We start from the raw sequence: 15311 nt of genomic DNA on the forward strand, positions 1-15311 counted from the left end.
GCGGTCTTCGGCGCCAGCGCCCTGGGGCAGCTCTCGGAGGTCTACGGCGAACTCGCTCAGGCCGCCGGCGCCGCCGAGCGCCTCGGCGAGATCCTGGCCGCCGAATCCGCCATCCAGGTCCCGGCCGACCCGCTGCCTCTGCCGGTGCCCCCAAAGGGAGCCGTAGCCTTCGAGGCCGTGCGCTTCCTCTACCCGACGCGGCCGGACCACCCCTCCCTCGACGGGATCAGCTTCACCATCGCGCCGGGCGAGCGCGTCGCCCTGGTCGGGCCCTCGGGGGCCGGCAAGACCACCGTGCTGCAGTTGCTTCTGCGATTCTACGATCCGCAATCCGGCACCATCCGGGTCGACGGCGTCGACATCGCGCGGACCGATCCGGATTCCTTGCGCGAGCGCCTCTCCCTGGTGCCGCAGGAACCGACCGTGTTCTCGGGCACCGTCCTGGAGAACATCCGCTACGGGCGCCCCGAGGCCACGCCGGCGCAGGTGCAGCGCGCCGCCGAACTCGCCAACGCCGACGGCTTCATCCAGGCCTTGCCGCAGGGCTACGCCACCCATGTGGGCGAGCGCGGCGTCACCCTCTCGGGCGGTCAGCGCCAGCGCGTCGCCATCGCGCGGGCCATCCTCAAGGACGCGCCGATCCTGCTCCTCGACGAGGCGACCTCGGCCCTCGACGCCGAGAGCGAGCGGGCGGTGCAGGCCGCCCTCGACACCCTGATGCGCGGGCGCACCACGCTCGTCATCGCCCACCGCCTCGCGACCATCCGCAAGGCCGACCGCATCCTCGTCCTCGACGGCGGGAAGATCGTGGAGAGCGGCACGCACGAGAGCCTGCTGGCGCAGGGCGCACTCTATGCGCAGCTGGCCGCACTCCAGTTCACCGACGCCATGGACGAGACGGCGCGCGGCCGGGAACCGCGCCCGCGTTTGGCGCCCCTGCCGGCGGAGTAGGGCGCCTCAGACCGGGGCGGTCCCACTCGGCGGGGCGGTCCCGTTCAGAGGGTTCGCGTCGTCCCAGGCGTAGCCCAGGGTCTCGAACCGCATCGAGCGGGTGTCCACCATGAGCAGGCGCCCGACCAGGGGCTCGCCGAACTCCGTGACGGTGCGGATCACTTCCAGCGCCATCAGCGACCCCATGATGCCCGCGAGCGCGCCGAGCACCCCGGCCTCGGCGCAGGGCGCCACGCTGCCGGGCGGCGGCGGGTTCGGGAACAGGCAACGATAGGTCGGGTTCGGCCGTCCCCGCGCGTCGGTCTCGAAGGGTCTCAGAGTGGTCAGGGAGCCGTCGAAGCGCCCGAGGGCCGCCGTCACCAGGGGGCGGCGGGCGTGGAAGCACGCATCCGAGACCGCGTAGCGGGTGGCGAAATTGTCGGAGCCGTCGGCGACGACATCGTAGGCGCCGATCAGGCTTGCGGCGTTGTCCGGATTCAGCCGGGTCGCGTGCGCCTCGACCGTGACGTGGGGGTTGAGGCGGGCCACCGCCTCGCGCGCGCTGTCCACCTTCAGACGCCCGATATCCGGCGTGGTGTGGATGACCTGACGCTGGAGGTTCGAGAGCGAGACGACGTCGTCGTCGACGATGCCGATGGTCCCGATCCCGGCGGCGGCGAGGTACTGGATCAGGGGCGCCCCGAGGCCGCCCGCGCCGATGACGAGGACGCGCGCCGCCTTCAATTGCGCCTGTCCCGGCCCCCCGACCTCCGGGAGGACGAGGTGGCGGGCGTAGCGTTCGACTTCTTCGGAGGACAGGGCCATCCCCCGCAGATAGCCCCGACGCGAGCGGTTCGAAAGTCCGCCCGTGAATTGCGCGGTGGCGTGCCGGCGCCTATGGCCTCGGGAGACCAGCCTGTCCACGCGAGACCGACGCGCCCGTGCCGAACGCTCCCCTCGACCGCTCTCCGCTCGCCTTCGCCCAGAGCCTGATTCGCTGCCCCTCGGTGACCCCGGAGGAGGGGGGCGCCCTGGCGTGGCTGGCCGGTGTCCTCACGGCCGCCGGCTTCCGCGTGGAGCGCCCGCGCTTCTCGCAGGCCGGCACGCCCGACATCGACAACCTCTACGCCCGCATCGGCACGGGCGCGCCCTTCCTGCTGTTTGCCGGCCACACGGACGTGGTACCGGTCGGCGACGTCTCTCGCTGGCGCCACGGGCCCTTCGCCGGCACCGTGGAGGACGGCGTGCTTTACGGGCGCGGGGCCGTCGACATGAAGGGCGGCATCGCCTGCATGCTCGCCGCCGCCCTCGACTACCTCGACGTGACAGGCCCGGATTTTTCGGGCTCCATCGGCTTCCTGATCACCGGCGACGAGGAGGGGCCGGCGATCAACGGCACGGTCAAGCTCCTCGAATGGGCGCGGGCGCGGGGCGAGCGCTTCGACCATTGCCTGCTTGGCGAGCCGACGAACCCGGATTCCCTCGGCGACATGATCAAGATCGGCCGGCGCGGATCGCTCACGGGCAAGCTCACCGTGCACGGGCGCCAGGGCCACGTCGCCTATCCGGACCTCGCCGAGAATCCAATCCCCGGTTTGCTGCGCCTCGCCGTGGCGCTGCTGGCCGATCCCCTCGACACGGGCACCCGGCACTTCGATGCTTCGAACCTCGAATTCACCACCATCGATGTCGGCAACACGGCCACCAACGTGATCCCGGCCGAGGCGCGGGCCACCTTCAACATCCGCTTCAACGAGACCTGGACCGCGACGAGCCTCGGCGCCGAGATCCGCGCCCGCCTCGACCGGGCTGCGGGACGAACCTCGCGCTACACCCTCGACCTCCTGCCCTCGAACTCGCCGGCCTTCCTCACCGAGCCGGACGCCTTCACCGAGCTCGTCGCCGGTGCCATCACGACGGAGACCGGGCGGCGCCCCGTCCTCTCGACCACGGGTGGCACCTCGGACGCCCGCTTCATCAAGGAGGCCTGCCCGGTCATCGAGTTCGGCCTCGTCGGCCAGACCATGCATCAGGTCGACGAATGCGTGCCCGTTGTCGACCTGAACCGGCTCACCGCGATCTACACGCGGGTGCTGGCAGCCTATTTTGGGGCCTCGAACCCGCTCGGATCGGTGGTGTAATCCACCCCCACCAGCGTCAGGCCGCAGGCCGGCGCGAGCGGGCCGCACCGGCTGCGGTCGCGGCTCGCCAGGATATCGGCGACGTCGTCGGCGCTGATCCGGCCGGCGCCAGCAAGCATCAAGGTGCCGACCATCGAGCGGACCTGATGGTGCAGAAAGGCGCGGGCGGAGGTCGCCACCACGATCTCGTCGTGCAGGCCCATCGGCATCGCCGCGATATCGAGCTGGTCGAGGGTTCGGACCGGGCTCTTGGCTTGGCACTCGGCGGCGCGGAAGGCGGTGAAGTCGTGGAGCCCCAGGAGGCGCGTCGCGGCCGCCCGCATCAGCGCCGCGTCGAGGGGCCAGGGCACCTGCCAGACATGGGCGCGGTTGAGCACCGGCGGGCTGCGCCGATTGAGGATGCGGTAGCGGTAGTGCCGCCGGATCGCGGAGTGGCGGGCGTTGAAGCGTTCGTCGACGATCTCGGCGCTGAGGATCGCCACCGGGTTCGGGCGCAGGTGCGCGTTCAGCGCGTCGCGCACCACGTCCGTGCGCCAGGCCTTGTCCAGGTCGAGATGGGCGACCTGATGGGTGGCGTGGACGCCCGTATCGGTGCGCCCGGCGCAGGTGAGGCCGGCGCTCTCTCCGGAGAACCGGCGCACGGCCGCCTCGATGGCGCCCTGCACGGAGGGCTGCGCGGTCTGCCTCTGCCAGCCGCAGAAGGGCGAGCCGTCATATTCGATGACGAGCTTGTAGCGCGGCATCAGGCCCGGTCCGCGCCCGTCATGCGAGCGCCGTTCCGGGCGTCCGGTGGCTGCCGCGCACGAATTCGGGCCCAGTGGCGACTCCGCCCTTGCCGGCGCGGCGCAGGGCGCGCAGCCGCACCGCGCCCTCGCCGCAGGCGATGCTCGCCTCCGCGTCGAGGAGCGTCCCCGGCTCGCCCGAACCGGACACGGCTTCGGCCGCGAGCACCTTCACGCGCTCTAGCCCCTTGCCGAAATCCGCTTCGAAGAACGCACCGGGAAAAGGCGACAGCCCGTTGATGTGGTTGGCGACTTCGCGTGCCGGTCGCGTCCAGTCGATGCGTGCCTCGTCGTTGCTGATCTTGTGAGCGTAGAGCACGCCCGCCTCCGCCTGCGGCGTGAAGCGAAGGTCGCCCCGCTCCAGGGCCTGGAGTGCCCGCGCCATCAGGTCGGCGCCGAGCGGCATCAGGGCGTCGTGGAGCTGGCCCGCCGTCATGCCGGGCATGATGGACACGCGCTCCTCCATCGCCACTGGTCCGGTGTCGAGGCCGAGCTCCATGCGCATGACGCCGACGCCACTCTCCGCGTCGCCCGCCATCACCGCCCGCTGGATCGGTGCGGCCCCGCGCCAGCGCGGCAGCAGCGAGCCGTGCAGGTTGAGGCAGCCGTGGCGGGACAGGTCGAGGATCGGCTGCGGCAGGAGCATGCCGTAGGCGACCACCACCGCGACGTCGGCCGCGTGGTCCGCGAAGGTCTCTGCGGCCGGGCGGTCCTTCAGGCTGGCAGGCGTCAGCACCGGCACGCCAAGGCTCTCGGCCAGCACCTGCACGGGGGAGGCTTTGAGCGCCATGCCGCGCCCGGCCTTGGCGGGAGCGCGGGTGTAGACGGCCGCGATCGTGTGCCCGTCGGCGGCGAGGCGCGCCAGGGTCGGCACGGCGAAGTCCGGCGTGCCCATGAAGACGACGCGCATGGGTCTCGTTCCTTGGTGGGTTTCTTTCCTTGGATCGTCAGGCGTCGCGCTTGGCGGCCTTGGCGAATTTCTTCACCACCCGGTCGCGCTTGAGTTTCGACAGGTGGTCGATGAACAGCACGCCGTCGAGATGGTCGATCTCGTGCTGGATGCAGGTGGCGAGCAGCCCGTCCGCGTCGATCTCCCGGACCTCGCCGTCGAGGCCGCGAAAGCGCACGCGCACGCGGTCGGGCCGCTCGACCTCGCCGTAGAATTCCGGGATGGACAGGCAGCCCTCGTCGTAGACCCGCTTCTCCTCCGAGGCCCAGACGATCTCGGGGTCGAGGAAGATCTGCGGCTGGCGGTCGTTGTCGTCCTTCGAGGTGTCGATGGTGACGACGCGCTTGGGGACGCCGATCTGGATCGCCGCGAGGCCGACGCCGGGGGCATCGTACATCGTCTCCAGCATGTCGGCGGCCAGCGTCCGGATCTCGTCCGTCACGGGGCCGACCGGCTCGGAGGCAAGGCGCAGGCGCGCGTCGGGCAGGATCACGAGGGGACGGATGGTCATGGGCGATCGGACTGAGAGGGTGGGGTGCGGGCAAGGCGCCCGTCTGAACCCCCGCAGATACGGGCCAGCCGGAAGCCGGTCAAATGGATGGCTCGGAGCCGCCGAGGCCCGCTCTCAGAACGGCGTGCGGCTGCGGATCGCCGCCGTGAGCGTGCCCTCGTCGAGGTAGTCGAGTTCGCCGCCCACCGGTACGCCGTGCGCCAGGCGCGTGATCTTGAGTTCGTGCGCCTTCAGGGACTCGGTGACGTAATGCGCCGTGGTCTGGCCATCCACGGTGGCGTTGAGTGCCAGGATGATCTCGCGCATCGCCGGATCGGCGGCCCGGGCGACCAGGCTCTCGAGGTTGAGGTGCTCGGGGCGCACGCCGTCGAGGGCCGAGAGCACGCCCCCCAGCACATGGTAGCGCGCGCTCACCGCGCCCGAGCGCTCGAGCGCCCAGAGGTCGGAGACGTCCTCCACCACCACCAGGGTCGTAGGGTCGCGGCCCTCGTCGCAGCAGATCGTGCAGGGGTCGCGGGTGTCGACGTTCCCGCAGGCCTGGCAGACGACGATCCGCTCGGAGGCCACCCGCATGGCGTCGGCCAGCGGCGCCAGCAAGGTCTCGCGCTTCTTGATGAGCTGCAGGGCGGCCCGGCGGGCGGAACGGGGGCCGAGGCCCGGCATCCGGGCGAGGAGCTGGATCAGGCGCTCGATCTCGGGACCGGCGACGGCTTGGGGCATGAACGACGGATCTCGTGACGGGTGAGACACCGGCACCAGGCCGGGCGGACGAAACAGGCGGCATTTGCAGGCAGCGGATCAAGCCCGGCATCAGCGCGGCGCGCCCGACTCATTTCGTTTCTTGAAATAGGGTTTCCGTCCCCGGATTTCGCCCCCAGGGCCGCCGAAAGACGTCGGCGGCCGGCGGATTCCGGAGCCGTTTCGCCGGAAACCAACGATCATGTAAGTTTTTTTGTCAGCCGACAGGGAAGTTGACGCCAACCGAACCGTCTCTATTCAGGAAGGTGCAGTCTCGGAGCGGAGAACCTGCGTGCGGCGGACCTGACCGACCGCACGGACGCTTCGAGGACGCAACGACGCGGAAGGCCGGAACGGCCTCCGACCACAGGGTGGCGACGCGATCAGGGCCCCGAGGAGAGACGAGCGTGACCAATATCGGCGACTACAACACGGCGCACGGTTCCGACGCCATCGGACTGCGCAACCTGAAGGCGGTCCGTTGGAACCTCGAGGCCCCGCGCCTCTACGAGGAGGCGCTGGCACGCGGCGAGGGCCAACTGGCCCGTGGCGGCGCCTTCGTGGCGACCACCGGCTCCCACACCGGCCGTTCGCCCAAGGACAAGTTCGTGGTGCGCGACGCCAGCACCGAGAACGAGGTCTGGTGGGACAACAACGGCGCGATCACGCCCGAGCAGTTCGACACCCTCTACGCGGATTTCCTGGCGCATGCCGAGGGGCGCGAGCTCTTCGCGCAGGACCTGCGCGGCGGGGCCGACCCGGCGCACGGGGTCAATGCCCGGGTGTTCACCGAACTTGCCTGGCACTCACTGTTCATCCGCAATCTGCTGATCCGGCCGGACCGGGCGGATCTGCGCACCTACGTGCCCGGGCTGACGATCATCGACCTGCCGAGCTTCCAGGCCGAGCCGCACCGTCACGGCTGCCGCTCGAAGACGGTGATCGCCATCAACTTCTCCCGCAAGCTCGTGCTCATCGGCGGCTCTGCCTATGCCGGCGAGATGAAGAAGTCGGTCTTCACCTATCTGAACTATCGGCTTCCCGAGGCCGGGGTGATGCCGATGCATTGCTCGGCGAACGCTGCGTTGGACGAGGCCGGCGACTCGGCCCTGTTCTTCGGCCTCTCGGGCACCGGCAAGACGACCCTCTCCAACGATTCCTCGCGCCAGCTGCTTGGCGACGACGAGCACGGCTGGAGCCGGGACGGCATCTTCAACTTCGAGGGCGGCTGCTACGCCAAGACCATCCGCCTCTCGCGCAACGCCGAGCCGGAGATCTACGCCACCACCGAGCGCTTCGGCACGGTGATGGAGAACGTGGTGATCGACCCCGAGACCCGGGTGCCGGATTTCGACGATGCCTCGCTCACCGAGAACACCCGCTGCGCCTATCCCCTCGACTTCATCGCCAATGCGAGCGCCACGGGGCGCGCCGCGCACCCGAAGAACATCGTCATGCTCACCTGCGACGCGTTCGGCGTGATGCCGCCGATCGCCAGGCTGACGGGCGCCGAGGCGATGTATCACTTCCTCTCCGGCTACACCGCCAAGGTGGCAGGCACGGAGCGGGGGCTCACCGCGCCGGAGGCGACGTTCTCGACCTGCTTCGGTGCGCCCTTCATGCCGCGCCACCCCAGCGTCTACGGCAACCTGCTGCGCGACCTGATCGCCCATCACGAGGTCGATTGCTGGCTCGTCAACACGGGCTGGACGGGGGGCGGCGTCGGCACCGGGCGGCGCATGCCGATCCGCGTCACACGGCGCCTGCTCAACGCCGCCCTCGACGGCTCGCTGGCGAACGGCGAGTTCCGGCGCGATCCCTATTTCGGCTTCCAGGTGCCCGTCGCGGTGCCGGGCGTCGAGGCGGAGGTCCTGTCGCCCATCGAGACCTGGAACAACAAGGCGGCCTTCCACGAGACCGCGACACGCCTCGTCACGATGTTCCAGGAAAACTTCAAGCGCTTCGCCGCGCATGTCGACGCGGAGGTCCGCGCCGCCGAGCCGGTTCACTCCGCCGCCGCGTGAGCGCTGGCGGCGCAGGGCGCGGGCGCCGTCCCCATCAGGGGGCGGCGGGGTCCGCGTCGGGAATGACCTCCGCGTCGGGAATGACCTCGGGCGCGTTCTCGCGTGCTTCCAGGAAGCTGACGCCGACCTCGTTGTCGTGCTGCCAGACGCGGCGCACCCGGTAGGCGGGCGCCTCCGGATCGAGGAAGAGATCGAAGCGTTCCGGGGCCGTCACCTCGGTGCAGAAGAGCAGGCAGGCCCCGATCGGCGACAGATTTCGCACGAGGCAGGGCAGAGCTTCGCGCGACGCCTGATCGAGCGACGCGTGGCCGGCGAGATGTGTCAGTGCCCGGAGTGTTGTGCGATCTTCACTCATGCCTCGAATACGCGCGCGTATTCCTTAAAGGCCCTCCACCGCGATCATCGCAAATGTCGGCTATTCGTGCGATTTCGCGCAGTCACGCTGTAAATCGTGCGCATCAGGTGTCGGCTGGCCCGAGGCGGGCGGCTCGCCTTACGCCGCCTCCCGCACGATCGCCTGGCGCACCTTCAGCGCCAATTGCTCCAGGGTGTAGGGCTTGGCCAGCACCGGCATGTCGGCCTCGACGAGGCCGTTCTGGACGACGGCGTTGCGGGCATAGCCGGTGGTGAAGAGCACCGGCAGGCCGGGTCGGCGCTCGCGCGCGGCCTCGGCGAGCTGCGCGCCGTTGAGCTCCGGCATCACCACGTCGGTGAACAGCAGGGCGATCTCGGGGTGCGCGTCGAGCATGCGCAGGGCGTCGACCGCTCCTCCCGCGTAGATGACGGTGTAGCGCAGGTCCCGCAGGGCCTCCACGGCGAGGTCGCGCACGGCCTCCTCGTCCTCCACCACCAGAATCACCTCGCCGGCGCTGCCTTCGGGCAGCATGGTCGGCGCCGTGCAGACCTCGTCGGGCGCCTCGCCGAGGTGGCGCGGCAGGTAGAGCCGCACCGTCGTGCCCCGCTCCGGTTCCGAATAGATCGCCACGTGTCCGCCGGATTGCCGGACGAAGCCGTAGACTTGGCTGAGGCCGAGGCCGGTCCCCTGGCCCACGGGCTTCGTGGTGTAGAAGGGCTCGAAGGCCTTGGCGGCGATCTCCGGCGTCATGCCGCCGCCGTTGTCGGAGAGGGCCACCATCACGTATTGCCCGGCCGGGACACCCGGGTTCTGCGCGGCATAGCCCTCGTCGAGCTGCACGTTGGCGGTCTCCAGGGTCAGGCGGCCGCCGTTCGGCATCGCGTCGCGGGCGTTCACCGCGAGATTGAGGATCGCGTTCTCGAGCTGGTGGGCGTCGGCCTGGATCGTCCAGAGGTCGGGCGCCGTCGCGATCTCGATGCGGATGGCCTCGCCTAGGCTGCGGCGCAGCAGGTCCGACATCGCCGCGATGAGGCGGTTGCAGCCGATGGCCTCGGTGGTCAGGGGCTGCTTACGGGCGAAGGCGAGCAGGCGGTGCGTCAGGGTGGCGGCGCGGTCGGCCCCCATCAGGGCCTGGTCGGCATAGCGCCCGACGCTGGTATCGCCGCGCTCCAACCTTCGTCGAAGCAGGCTGAGATTCCCGATGATGATCGCCAGCATGTTGTTGAAGTCGTGGGCGAGGCCGCCGGTGAGTTGGCCCAGCGCCTCCATCTTCTGGGATTGACGCAGGCGCTCCTCCAGGGTGTCGCGGGCGCTCGCCGTTTCCGTGAGCGTGCGGTTGGCGACTTTCAGGGCGTCGTGCGCCAGGAACACCCGGCGATGGCGCCGGCTGGCGTCGCCGACCACGTAGGCGCCGAGCGCGACCACGATCACGACGGCCGCCGCCACGGCGATTCGGACCTGCCGGATCGCGTCGCCGACCTGCGCCTGCTGGTCCAGCAGCCGGGCGTCGTTCTTGGCCTGCGCCTCCCCGACGAGGGCGCGGACCGCCTCCATCAGGTTCCTTCCCTCGCCCGAGCGCATGCGGTCGATGGCTGCCAGGGTCTCGCCGGCGCGACGCGAGGAGACCGTCGCCTGCAACTCGGCGACCTTGGCCTCCACCACGGGGGCGAGCCGCGCGACGATGGTGGCCATGCCGGGATTGGGCGCCACCGCCTCCGCGATGCGGGCGAGCCTCACCGGAATGTCCGTGATGGCGGCTTCGTAGGGCTGAAGGTAGGTCTCGTCCCCGGTCAGGAGATAGCCGCGCTGCCCCGTCTCCGCATCCTGGGTCCGGGAGAACAGGGTCGCGATCGCATCCCGGATCGCAAAGCTTCGGCGCAGCTCCACCCGGTTCGCGTCCTGCTTGGCCACGAGGCCCGCGGTTGCGGCGACGATCGCGATCAGCAGAAAAAAACCCGCCGCCAGCGGCGCGATGGCCTTCAGCCGGCCGGGCGCTTCGGTCCGGGACGCGGCAGTGAGTGCAAATTGCGAATCAAGTTGCATGATCCGGGCGGGGTGGGCGGAAACCAAGCGGTACCGTTCCACCCCGCCCGGGTCATGGCAACGCGGGAATGAACAAAAAGTGCTCTATGTTGCATGCCTGCACGATGCCAAGCTGCACCGGCTCGGCTCAGAACAGCTTCATGCCCGGGGGAATCGGCAGGCCCTTCGTCAGTTCGGCCATCCGCTCGGCGGCGACCTGCTCGGCTTTGCCGCGCGCATCGTTGACGGCGGCCACGATGAGGTCCTCGAGGATTTCACGCTCGTCGGCGATCACCAGCGCGGGGTCGAGCTGCACGCCCTTGACCAGACCTTTGGCCGTCATCGTCACCCGCACGGCGCCGCCGCCGGAGGCGCCCGAGACCTCGACGGTGTCGAGTTCGTCCTGCAGGGACGCCATCTTCTCCTGCATGGCCTGGGCCTGCTTCATGATGCCCATGAGATCGCGCATCGGGTCTGCTCCTCTTGTCGCTTCGAGAACCGTGACGCCACCCATCTGGGGCGTTGCGCGCGCCGAGGCTATGCCTCGTCGGGCTCGTCCGTCTCGGCTTCGCCCGTGGGGGCGGCCTCGGCGGCGGGCGTGACTTCGGGCGCCCGGTCGCGGACGTCGATGATCTGCGCGCCGGGAAAGCGCGCCAGCACCTCACGGACCAGCGGATGCGCGGCGGCGTTCTGGTGGCGGGTCTGGGTCGCCTCGCGTGCCGTGGCGTCGAGGGTCGCCTCGCCGTCCTCCTTCGAGAGGGCGACGATCCAGCGCCGGCCTGTCCAGGTATCGAGGGCGCGGGCGAGGTCGTTGGCGATGCCCGGGCGCCCATGCTCCGCGAGGCGTAGCTCGATGCGGCCTTCCTCGAAGCGAACGAGATGGACATCGCGCTCCAGCGCCATCTTCAGACCGATGTCGCGCTTGGCGTCGGCGAGCGCCACGATGTCGGTGAACCGCGTCAGGCGCGGGCCCTCGGGCTGTACCTGCACCTGCACCTGCACCTGTGCCGGCGCTTGCACTTGTGTCGGCGCTTGCGGCTGAGGCACGGGCGCCGCGCTCGCCAGGACAGGGCGAGGCGAAGCCCCCTGAGTGGCCAGGGCCAGGGGCGCGCGGGGTGGCGACGCCTCGGCGCTGAAATTCGGAATCGGCGGCAGCGCCGGCCGGCCCCCCGTGGTCTCTGGCGCGGGGGAGGGGGAACCTCCCGCGCCGGAGGTGGATGGCGCCTCGCTGAGCGATTGGGCCTTCATCTGTCGGAGGGCCTCGTCCGGCGTCGGAAGATCGGCCGCGTAGGCGAGGCGCACCAAGGCCATCTCGGCAGCCGCCAGGGGCCGCGTCGCGGTCTGGACCTCGGGGATCGCCTTCAGCAGGATCTGCCAGGCGCGCGACAGCACCCGCACCGAGAGTTTCCTCGCGAAATCACCGCCGCGCGCGCGCTCGGCCTCGCTTAACGTCGGGTCGGCGGCGGCCTCCTCGGGCACCAGCTTCAGGCGGGTGACGAGATGGGTGAAGCTCGCCAGATCCGAGAGGATCACGGCGGGGTCGGCGCCGGCCTCGTACTGGCCGCGCACCTCGGCGAAGCTCGCCGCGATGTCGCCGCGCATCACCGCCTCGAACAGGTCGACGATGCGGCCGCGATCCGCCAGCCCCAGCATGTCGCGCACGCTCTGCGCGCTGACCTGGCCGGCCCCGTGCGCGATGGCCTGGTCGAGGAGCGAGAGCGCGTCGCGCACCGAACCCTCGGCCGCCCGCGTGATCGCCGCCAGTGCCTCGGCATCGGCCTCGACGTTCTCGGCGGCGCAGATGCGGGCGAGGTGCCCGACCAGGGTCTCGGCCTCGACCCGGCGCAAATCGAAGCGCTGGCACCGGGACAGGATCGTCACCGGTACCTTGCGGATCTCGGTGGTGGCGAACACGAACTTGGCGTGCGGCGGCGGTTCCTCCAGCGTCTTCAGAAAGGCGTTGAACGCCTTCTCGGAGAGCATGTGGACCTCATCGACGATGTACACCTTGTAGCGCGCCGAGACGGGAGAGTAGCGGATGCCGTCGATGATCCCGCGCACGTCGTCGATGCCGGTATGCGAGGCCGCATCCATCTCCAGCACGTCCATGTGCCGGGATTCCATGATCGCCTGGCAGTGGCGTCCGAGTTCCGGCATCGCGATGGTGGGGCCGGTATCCGGATGACCGTCGCGGACATAGTTGAGGCCGCGGGCCAGGATGCGGGCGGTGGTGGTCTTGCCGACGCCGCGGACGCCGGTGAGCATCCAGGCCTGCGGGATGCGGTTGGCCGCGAAGGCGTTGGCCAGCGTGCGCACCATGGCGCCTTGGCCGATCAGGTCGTCGAAATTCTGGGGGCGATACTTGCGGGCGAGCACCCGGTAGGGCGTCGCAGCCGACGCTGGCTCGGGAAGGCCGGGCAGCAGACCGGCATCGTTCGATAGACCGGGGGTCGCGTCCATGCCGCCTTGTGGGTTTGGCCAACCCTGTCGGGCTGGTGCGGCTCCGGTCGGAGGGTACCGCCGCGCGCGCCGAAAGGCATCGTTCGAGGTGGGAGGCTGGACAAAGACCCGCTCGGTCTCGTTAGGGCTGCTTCCTTCCGGACCTGACCCGGTTGGCGAGTGAAACGTCCCTCGCCAACCTCCCGAGCGCTATATGGCCGGGGCACGCGGCGGATGCAAGCCGGCTCTTGGCTCGCGACGGGTCAGCGCATCCGCCACGCGGGCCCGGCCTATTCGGCCTTGCGCTTCACGATGGCGAAGGTCTTGGGGTCGAGTTCCAGGTCGAACTGCTTGCCGCTGGCGTCGATGGCGTCGTCGACCTCGATCTCGTCGTCCTCGACCTCGATCTTCTTCCATTTGGTGAAGCCTTCCTGCTTCAGCACGGCTTCGATCTTGGTCTTCTCCTCCGGGGTCGGCGCCCGGTCGGCGAAGGCGGAGCCGGTGAAGGCGAGCCCGATGGCGAGGGCCGCGAGGCTCGTGATCCGGATCGTCATGCAAATCTCCCTGGATGTCTCGAGGACGTCTTCTGACGCCGTCGGAACCGCCCAGAGGGTGGGAGGTTCCGTGGAAACGATCAGATCGGACACGCGTCTCGGTTGTATCGCGCCGGGCCTCCCCCTACGGTCGCGCGAAATCTTGCGTGCAGGGGCGGTTCAGCATGGTCACCCGCGTCGCCACCGTGGCTTTCGAGGGCATCGAGGCGCGGGCCGTGGACGTCCAGGTCCAGATCGCCCCCGGCATCGTCGCCTTCACGGTGGTCGGGCTCGCCGACAAGGCGGTCGCGGAATCGCGCGAGCGGGTGCGCTCCGCCCTGATCGCCTCCGGGTTGGCGCTGCCGGCCAAGCGCATTACGGTGAATCTCGCCCCCGCCGACCTGCCCAAGGAAGGGTCTCACTACGATCTGCCGATCGCGCTCGCGGTGATGGGCGCCATCGGCGCGCTGCCGGCGGATGCGCTCTCCGGCTACTGCGTGCTCGGCGAACTCGCCCTCGACGGGACGATCACCGCCGTCTCCGGCGTGCTCCCGGCGGCGATGGCCGCCAACGAGCGCGGGCTCGGCCTGATCTGCCCGGCGGCGACGGGGCCGGAGGCGGCCTGGGCGGGCGGCGACATGGACGTGCTGGCCCCGCGCTCGCTGATCCAGCTCGCCAACCACTTCAAGGGTACGCAGGTGATGGCCAGCCCCGAGCCCGCCATCGCGGCGCCGGGCGGCCCGCTCCCGGATCTGCGCGACATCAAGGGACAGGAGGGCGCCAAGCGTGCCCTGGAGATCGCGGCGGCCGGCGGGCACAATCTCCTGATGAACGGGCCACCGGGGGCAGGCAAGTCGATGCTCGCCGCGCGAATGCCCTCGATCCTGCCGCCGCTCGGGCCGCGCGAACTCCTCGAAGTCTCGATGATCCAGTCGGTGGCGGGGGAACTCAAGGGGGGCGCCCTCTCCAATCGTCGCCCGTTCCGCCAGCCGCATCACTCCGCCTCCATGGCGGCCCTGGTGGGCGGGGGCATCAACGCCCGGCCCGGCGAGGCCTCGCTCGCCCATGGCGGCGTGCTGTTCCTCGACGAACTGCCCGAGTTCACGCCCCAGGTGCTCGATTCCCTGCGCCAGCCCATGGAGACCGGGACGGTGATGATCGCGCGCGCCAATCACCGCGTGACCTATCCGGCTCGGTTCCAACTCGTGGCCGCGATGAATCCCTGCCGCTGCGGCCAGGCCCTGGAGCCGGGCTATGCCTGCCGCAAGGGACCCAACGAGCGCTGCGTCGCGCAGTACGGTGCCCGCATCTCAGGGCCGCTCCTCGACCGGATCGACCTGCGCATTGAGGTCGGCGCGGTGACGGCCGCCGACCTGATCCTGCCGCCGCCGGCGGAGGGCTCGGCCGAGACGGCCGCCCGGGTCGCGGCGGCCCGCGCGCTCCAGACCGCGCGCTATGCGGCCTACGACCTCACCGGCGTGGTCACGAATGCCACCTGCCCGGCGACCGTGATCGAGGCCGTGGCGGCGCCCGATCCCGAGGGCGCGGCGCTGATCCGCTCGGCCGCCGAATCGATGCGGCTGTCGGCCCGGGGCTTCCACCGAACCCTGCGCGTCGCCCGGACGCTGGCCGATCTGGACGGCGAGGCGCAGGTCCGCCGTTTACATCTCGCCGAGGCGCTGTCCTATCGCGGCCGCGTGGAGCGCCCCGCCGACGCCTGATCGGCGCCGCTCCGCGGTGTGGTGGTTCAGCGCCCGTAGATGTCCTCGACGCGGATGATGTCGTCCTCGCCGGTATAGGAGCCGACCTGGACCTCGATCAGCTCGAGCGGGATCCTGCCGGGGTTGGTCAGGCGGTGCAGCGAGCCGATCGGCAGGTACACCGCCT

General features: G+C 70.3%; 14 protein-coding genes, 1 other RNA gene and 1 pseudogene. 4 read left to right on the forward strand and 12 right to left on the reverse strand.

Annotation, left to right across the window (positions count from 1 at the left end; all coding sequences use genetic code 11):
- On the forward strand, positions 1–951 hold a 951-nt coding region (locus JWQ05_RS18340; protein ID WP_299661494.1), incomplete at its 5' end, for an ATP-binding cassette domain-containing protein.
- Positions 952–957: 6 nt separating this feature from the next.
- Here JWQ05_RS18340 and moeB read toward each other — a convergent pair.
- Positions 958–1755, reverse strand: a complete 798-nt coding sequence (gene moeB / locus JWQ05_RS18345; RefSeq protein WP_299661496.1) for a molybdopterin-synthase adenylyltransferase MoeB — start codon at positions 1753–1755, stop codon at positions 958–960.
- Between the two features lie 116 nt (positions 1756–1871).
- Here moeB and dapE point away from each other — a divergent pair, with 116 nt between their 5' ends.
- The gene (gene dapE, locus JWQ05_RS18350; protein WP_299661498.1) at positions 1872–3071 is read left to right on the forward strand and encodes a succinyl-diaminopimelate desuccinylase; all 1200 of its coding nucleotides are present in this window, start codon (positions 1872–1874) and stop codon (positions 3069–3071) included.
- Here the strand turns inward: dapE and truA are convergent.
- From truA to recR, 4 genes are all read right to left on the reverse strand, one after another.
- Positions 3032–3814, reverse strand: coding sequence for a tRNA pseudouridine(38-40) synthase TruA (gene truA, locus JWQ05_RS18355; RefSeq protein ID WP_299661499.1), 783 nt, complete (start codon positions 3812–3814; stop codon positions 3032–3034). The two genes, dapE and truA, sit on opposite strands and share 40 nt — an antisense overlap.
- Positions 3815–3833: 19 nt before the next feature.
- Positions 3834–4763 carry a methionyl-tRNA formyltransferase gene (fmt, locus tag JWQ05_RS18360; protein WP_299661501.1) on the reverse strand — a complete coding sequence of 310 codons (930 nt, stop codon included), beginning with the start codon at positions 4761–4763 and terminating at the stop codon, positions 3834–3836.
- 37 nt (positions 4764–4800) lie between these two features.
- Complete coding sequence (locus JWQ05_RS18365; RefSeq protein WP_299661503.1) at positions 4801–5313, reverse strand: peptide deformylase; 513 nt, start codon at positions 5311–5313, stop codon at positions 4801–4803.
- 114 nt (positions 5314–5427) lie between these two features.
- A complete protein-coding gene (gene recR / locus JWQ05_RS18370; protein ID WP_299661504.1) occupies positions 5428–6033 on the reverse strand; it encodes a recombination mediator RecR in 606 nt (201 codons plus the stop codon).
- Positions 6034–6458: 425 nt separating this feature from the next.
- On the opposite strand from recR, the gene JWQ05_RS18375 reads away from it, so the two are divergent.
- Positions 6459–8075, forward strand: coding sequence for a phosphoenolpyruvate carboxykinase (locus JWQ05_RS18375; protein ID WP_299661506.1), 1617 nt, complete (start codon positions 6459–6461; stop codon positions 8073–8075).
- Positions 8076–8109: 34 nt separating this feature from the next.
- On the opposite strand, the gene JWQ05_RS18380 is transcribed toward JWQ05_RS18375, so the two are convergent.
- From JWQ05_RS18380 to JWQ05_RS18405, 6 genes are all read right to left on the reverse strand, one after another.
- Positions 8110–8430 (reverse strand): hypothetical protein, encoded by a 321-nt coding sequence (locus tag JWQ05_RS18380; protein WP_299661509.1) that lies wholly within the window; start codon positions 8428–8430, stop codon positions 8110–8112.
- 138 nt (positions 8431–8568) lie between these two features.
- Positions 8569–10500 (reverse strand): CHASE3 domain-containing protein, encoded by a 1932-nt coding sequence (locus JWQ05_RS18385; protein WP_299661512.1) that lies wholly within the window; start codon positions 10498–10500, stop codon positions 8569–8571.
- A gap of 100 nt (positions 10501–10600) precedes the next feature.
- Positions 10601–10921: a YbaB/EbfC family nucleoid-associated protein gene (locus JWQ05_RS18390; RefSeq protein ID WP_299661515.1), complete on the reverse strand. Its 321-nt coding sequence runs from the start codon at positions 10919–10921 to the stop codon at positions 10601–10603.
- Between the two features lie 68 nt (positions 10922–10989).
- Complete coding sequence (locus JWQ05_RS18395; protein WP_299661518.1) at positions 10990–12912, reverse strand: DNA polymerase III subunit gamma/tau; 1923 nt, start codon at positions 12910–12912, stop codon at positions 10990–10992.
- A gap of 87 nt (positions 12913–12999) precedes the next feature.
- Positions 13000–13096, reverse strand: an RNA gene (ffs, locus tag JWQ05_RS18400) — signal recognition particle sRNA small type.
- Positions 13097–13181: 85 nt separating this feature from the next.
- Complete coding sequence (locus tag JWQ05_RS18405; RefSeq protein ID WP_299661520.1) at positions 13182–13445, reverse strand: PepSY domain-containing protein; 264 nt, start codon at positions 13443–13445, stop codon at positions 13182–13184.
- A 164-nt stretch (positions 13446–13609) separates the two neighbouring features.
- On the opposite strand from JWQ05_RS18405, the gene JWQ05_RS18410 reads away from it, so the two are divergent.
- Complete coding sequence (locus JWQ05_RS18410) at positions 13610–15145, forward strand: YifB family Mg chelatase-like AAA ATPase (protein WP_299661524.1); 1536 nt, start codon at positions 13610–13612, stop codon at positions 15143–15145.
- Positions 15146–15171: 26 nt separating this feature from the next.
- Here JWQ05_RS18410 and cpsB read toward each other — a convergent pair.
- Positions 15172–15311, reverse strand: a pseudogene (gene cpsB / locus JWQ05_RS18415) (mannose-1-phosphate guanylyltransferase/mannose-6-phosphate isomerase); the annotation flags it as partial.

The sequence above is a fragment of the Methylobacterium sp. genome, assembly GCF_028290105.1.
Lineage (GTDB): Bacteria > Pseudomonadota > Alphaproteobacteria > Rhizobiales > Beijerinckiaceae > Methylobacterium.

Excerpts from the sequence above, each read along its gene's own strand:
- JWQ05_RS18410 (WP_299661524.1), top strand. The coding sequence starts at position 13,610 with ATGGTCACCCGCGTCGCCACCGTGGCTTTCGAGGGCATCGAGGCGCGG.
- moeB (WP_299661496.1), bottom strand. The coding sequence starts at position 1,755 with ATGGCCCTGTCCTCCGAAGAAGTCGAACGCTACGCCCGCCACCTCGTC.
- JWQ05_RS18390 (WP_299661515.1), bottom strand. The coding sequence starts at position 10,921 with ATGCGCGATCTCATGGGCATCATGAAGCAGGCCCAGGCCATGCAGGAG.
- JWQ05_RS18365 (WP_299661503.1), bottom strand. The coding sequence starts at position 5,313 with ATGACCATCCGTCCCCTCGTGATCCTGCCCGACGCGCGCCTGCGCCTT.
- recR (WP_299661504.1), bottom strand. The coding sequence starts at position 6,033 with ATGCCCCAAGCCGTCGCCGGTCCCGAGATCGAGCGCCTGATCCAGCTC.
- JWQ05_RS18395 (WP_299661518.1), bottom strand. The coding sequence starts at position 12,912 with ATGGACGCGACCCCCGGTCTATCGAACGATGCCGGTCTGCTGCCCGGC.
- JWQ05_RS18405 (WP_299661520.1), bottom strand. The coding sequence starts at position 13,445 with ATGACGATCCGGATCACGAGCCTCGCGGCCCTCGCCATCGGGCTCGCC.
- JWQ05_RS18380 (WP_299661509.1), bottom strand. The coding sequence starts at position 8,430 with ATGAGTGAAGATCGCACAACACTCCGGGCACTGACACATCTCGCCGGC.
- fmt (WP_299661501.1), bottom strand. The coding sequence starts at position 4,763 with ATGCGCGTCGTCTTCATGGGCACGCCGGACTTCGCCGTGCCGACCCTG.
- truA (WP_299661499.1), bottom strand. The coding sequence starts at position 3,814 with ATGCCGCGCTACAAGCTCGTCATCGAATATGACGGCTCGCCCTTCTGC.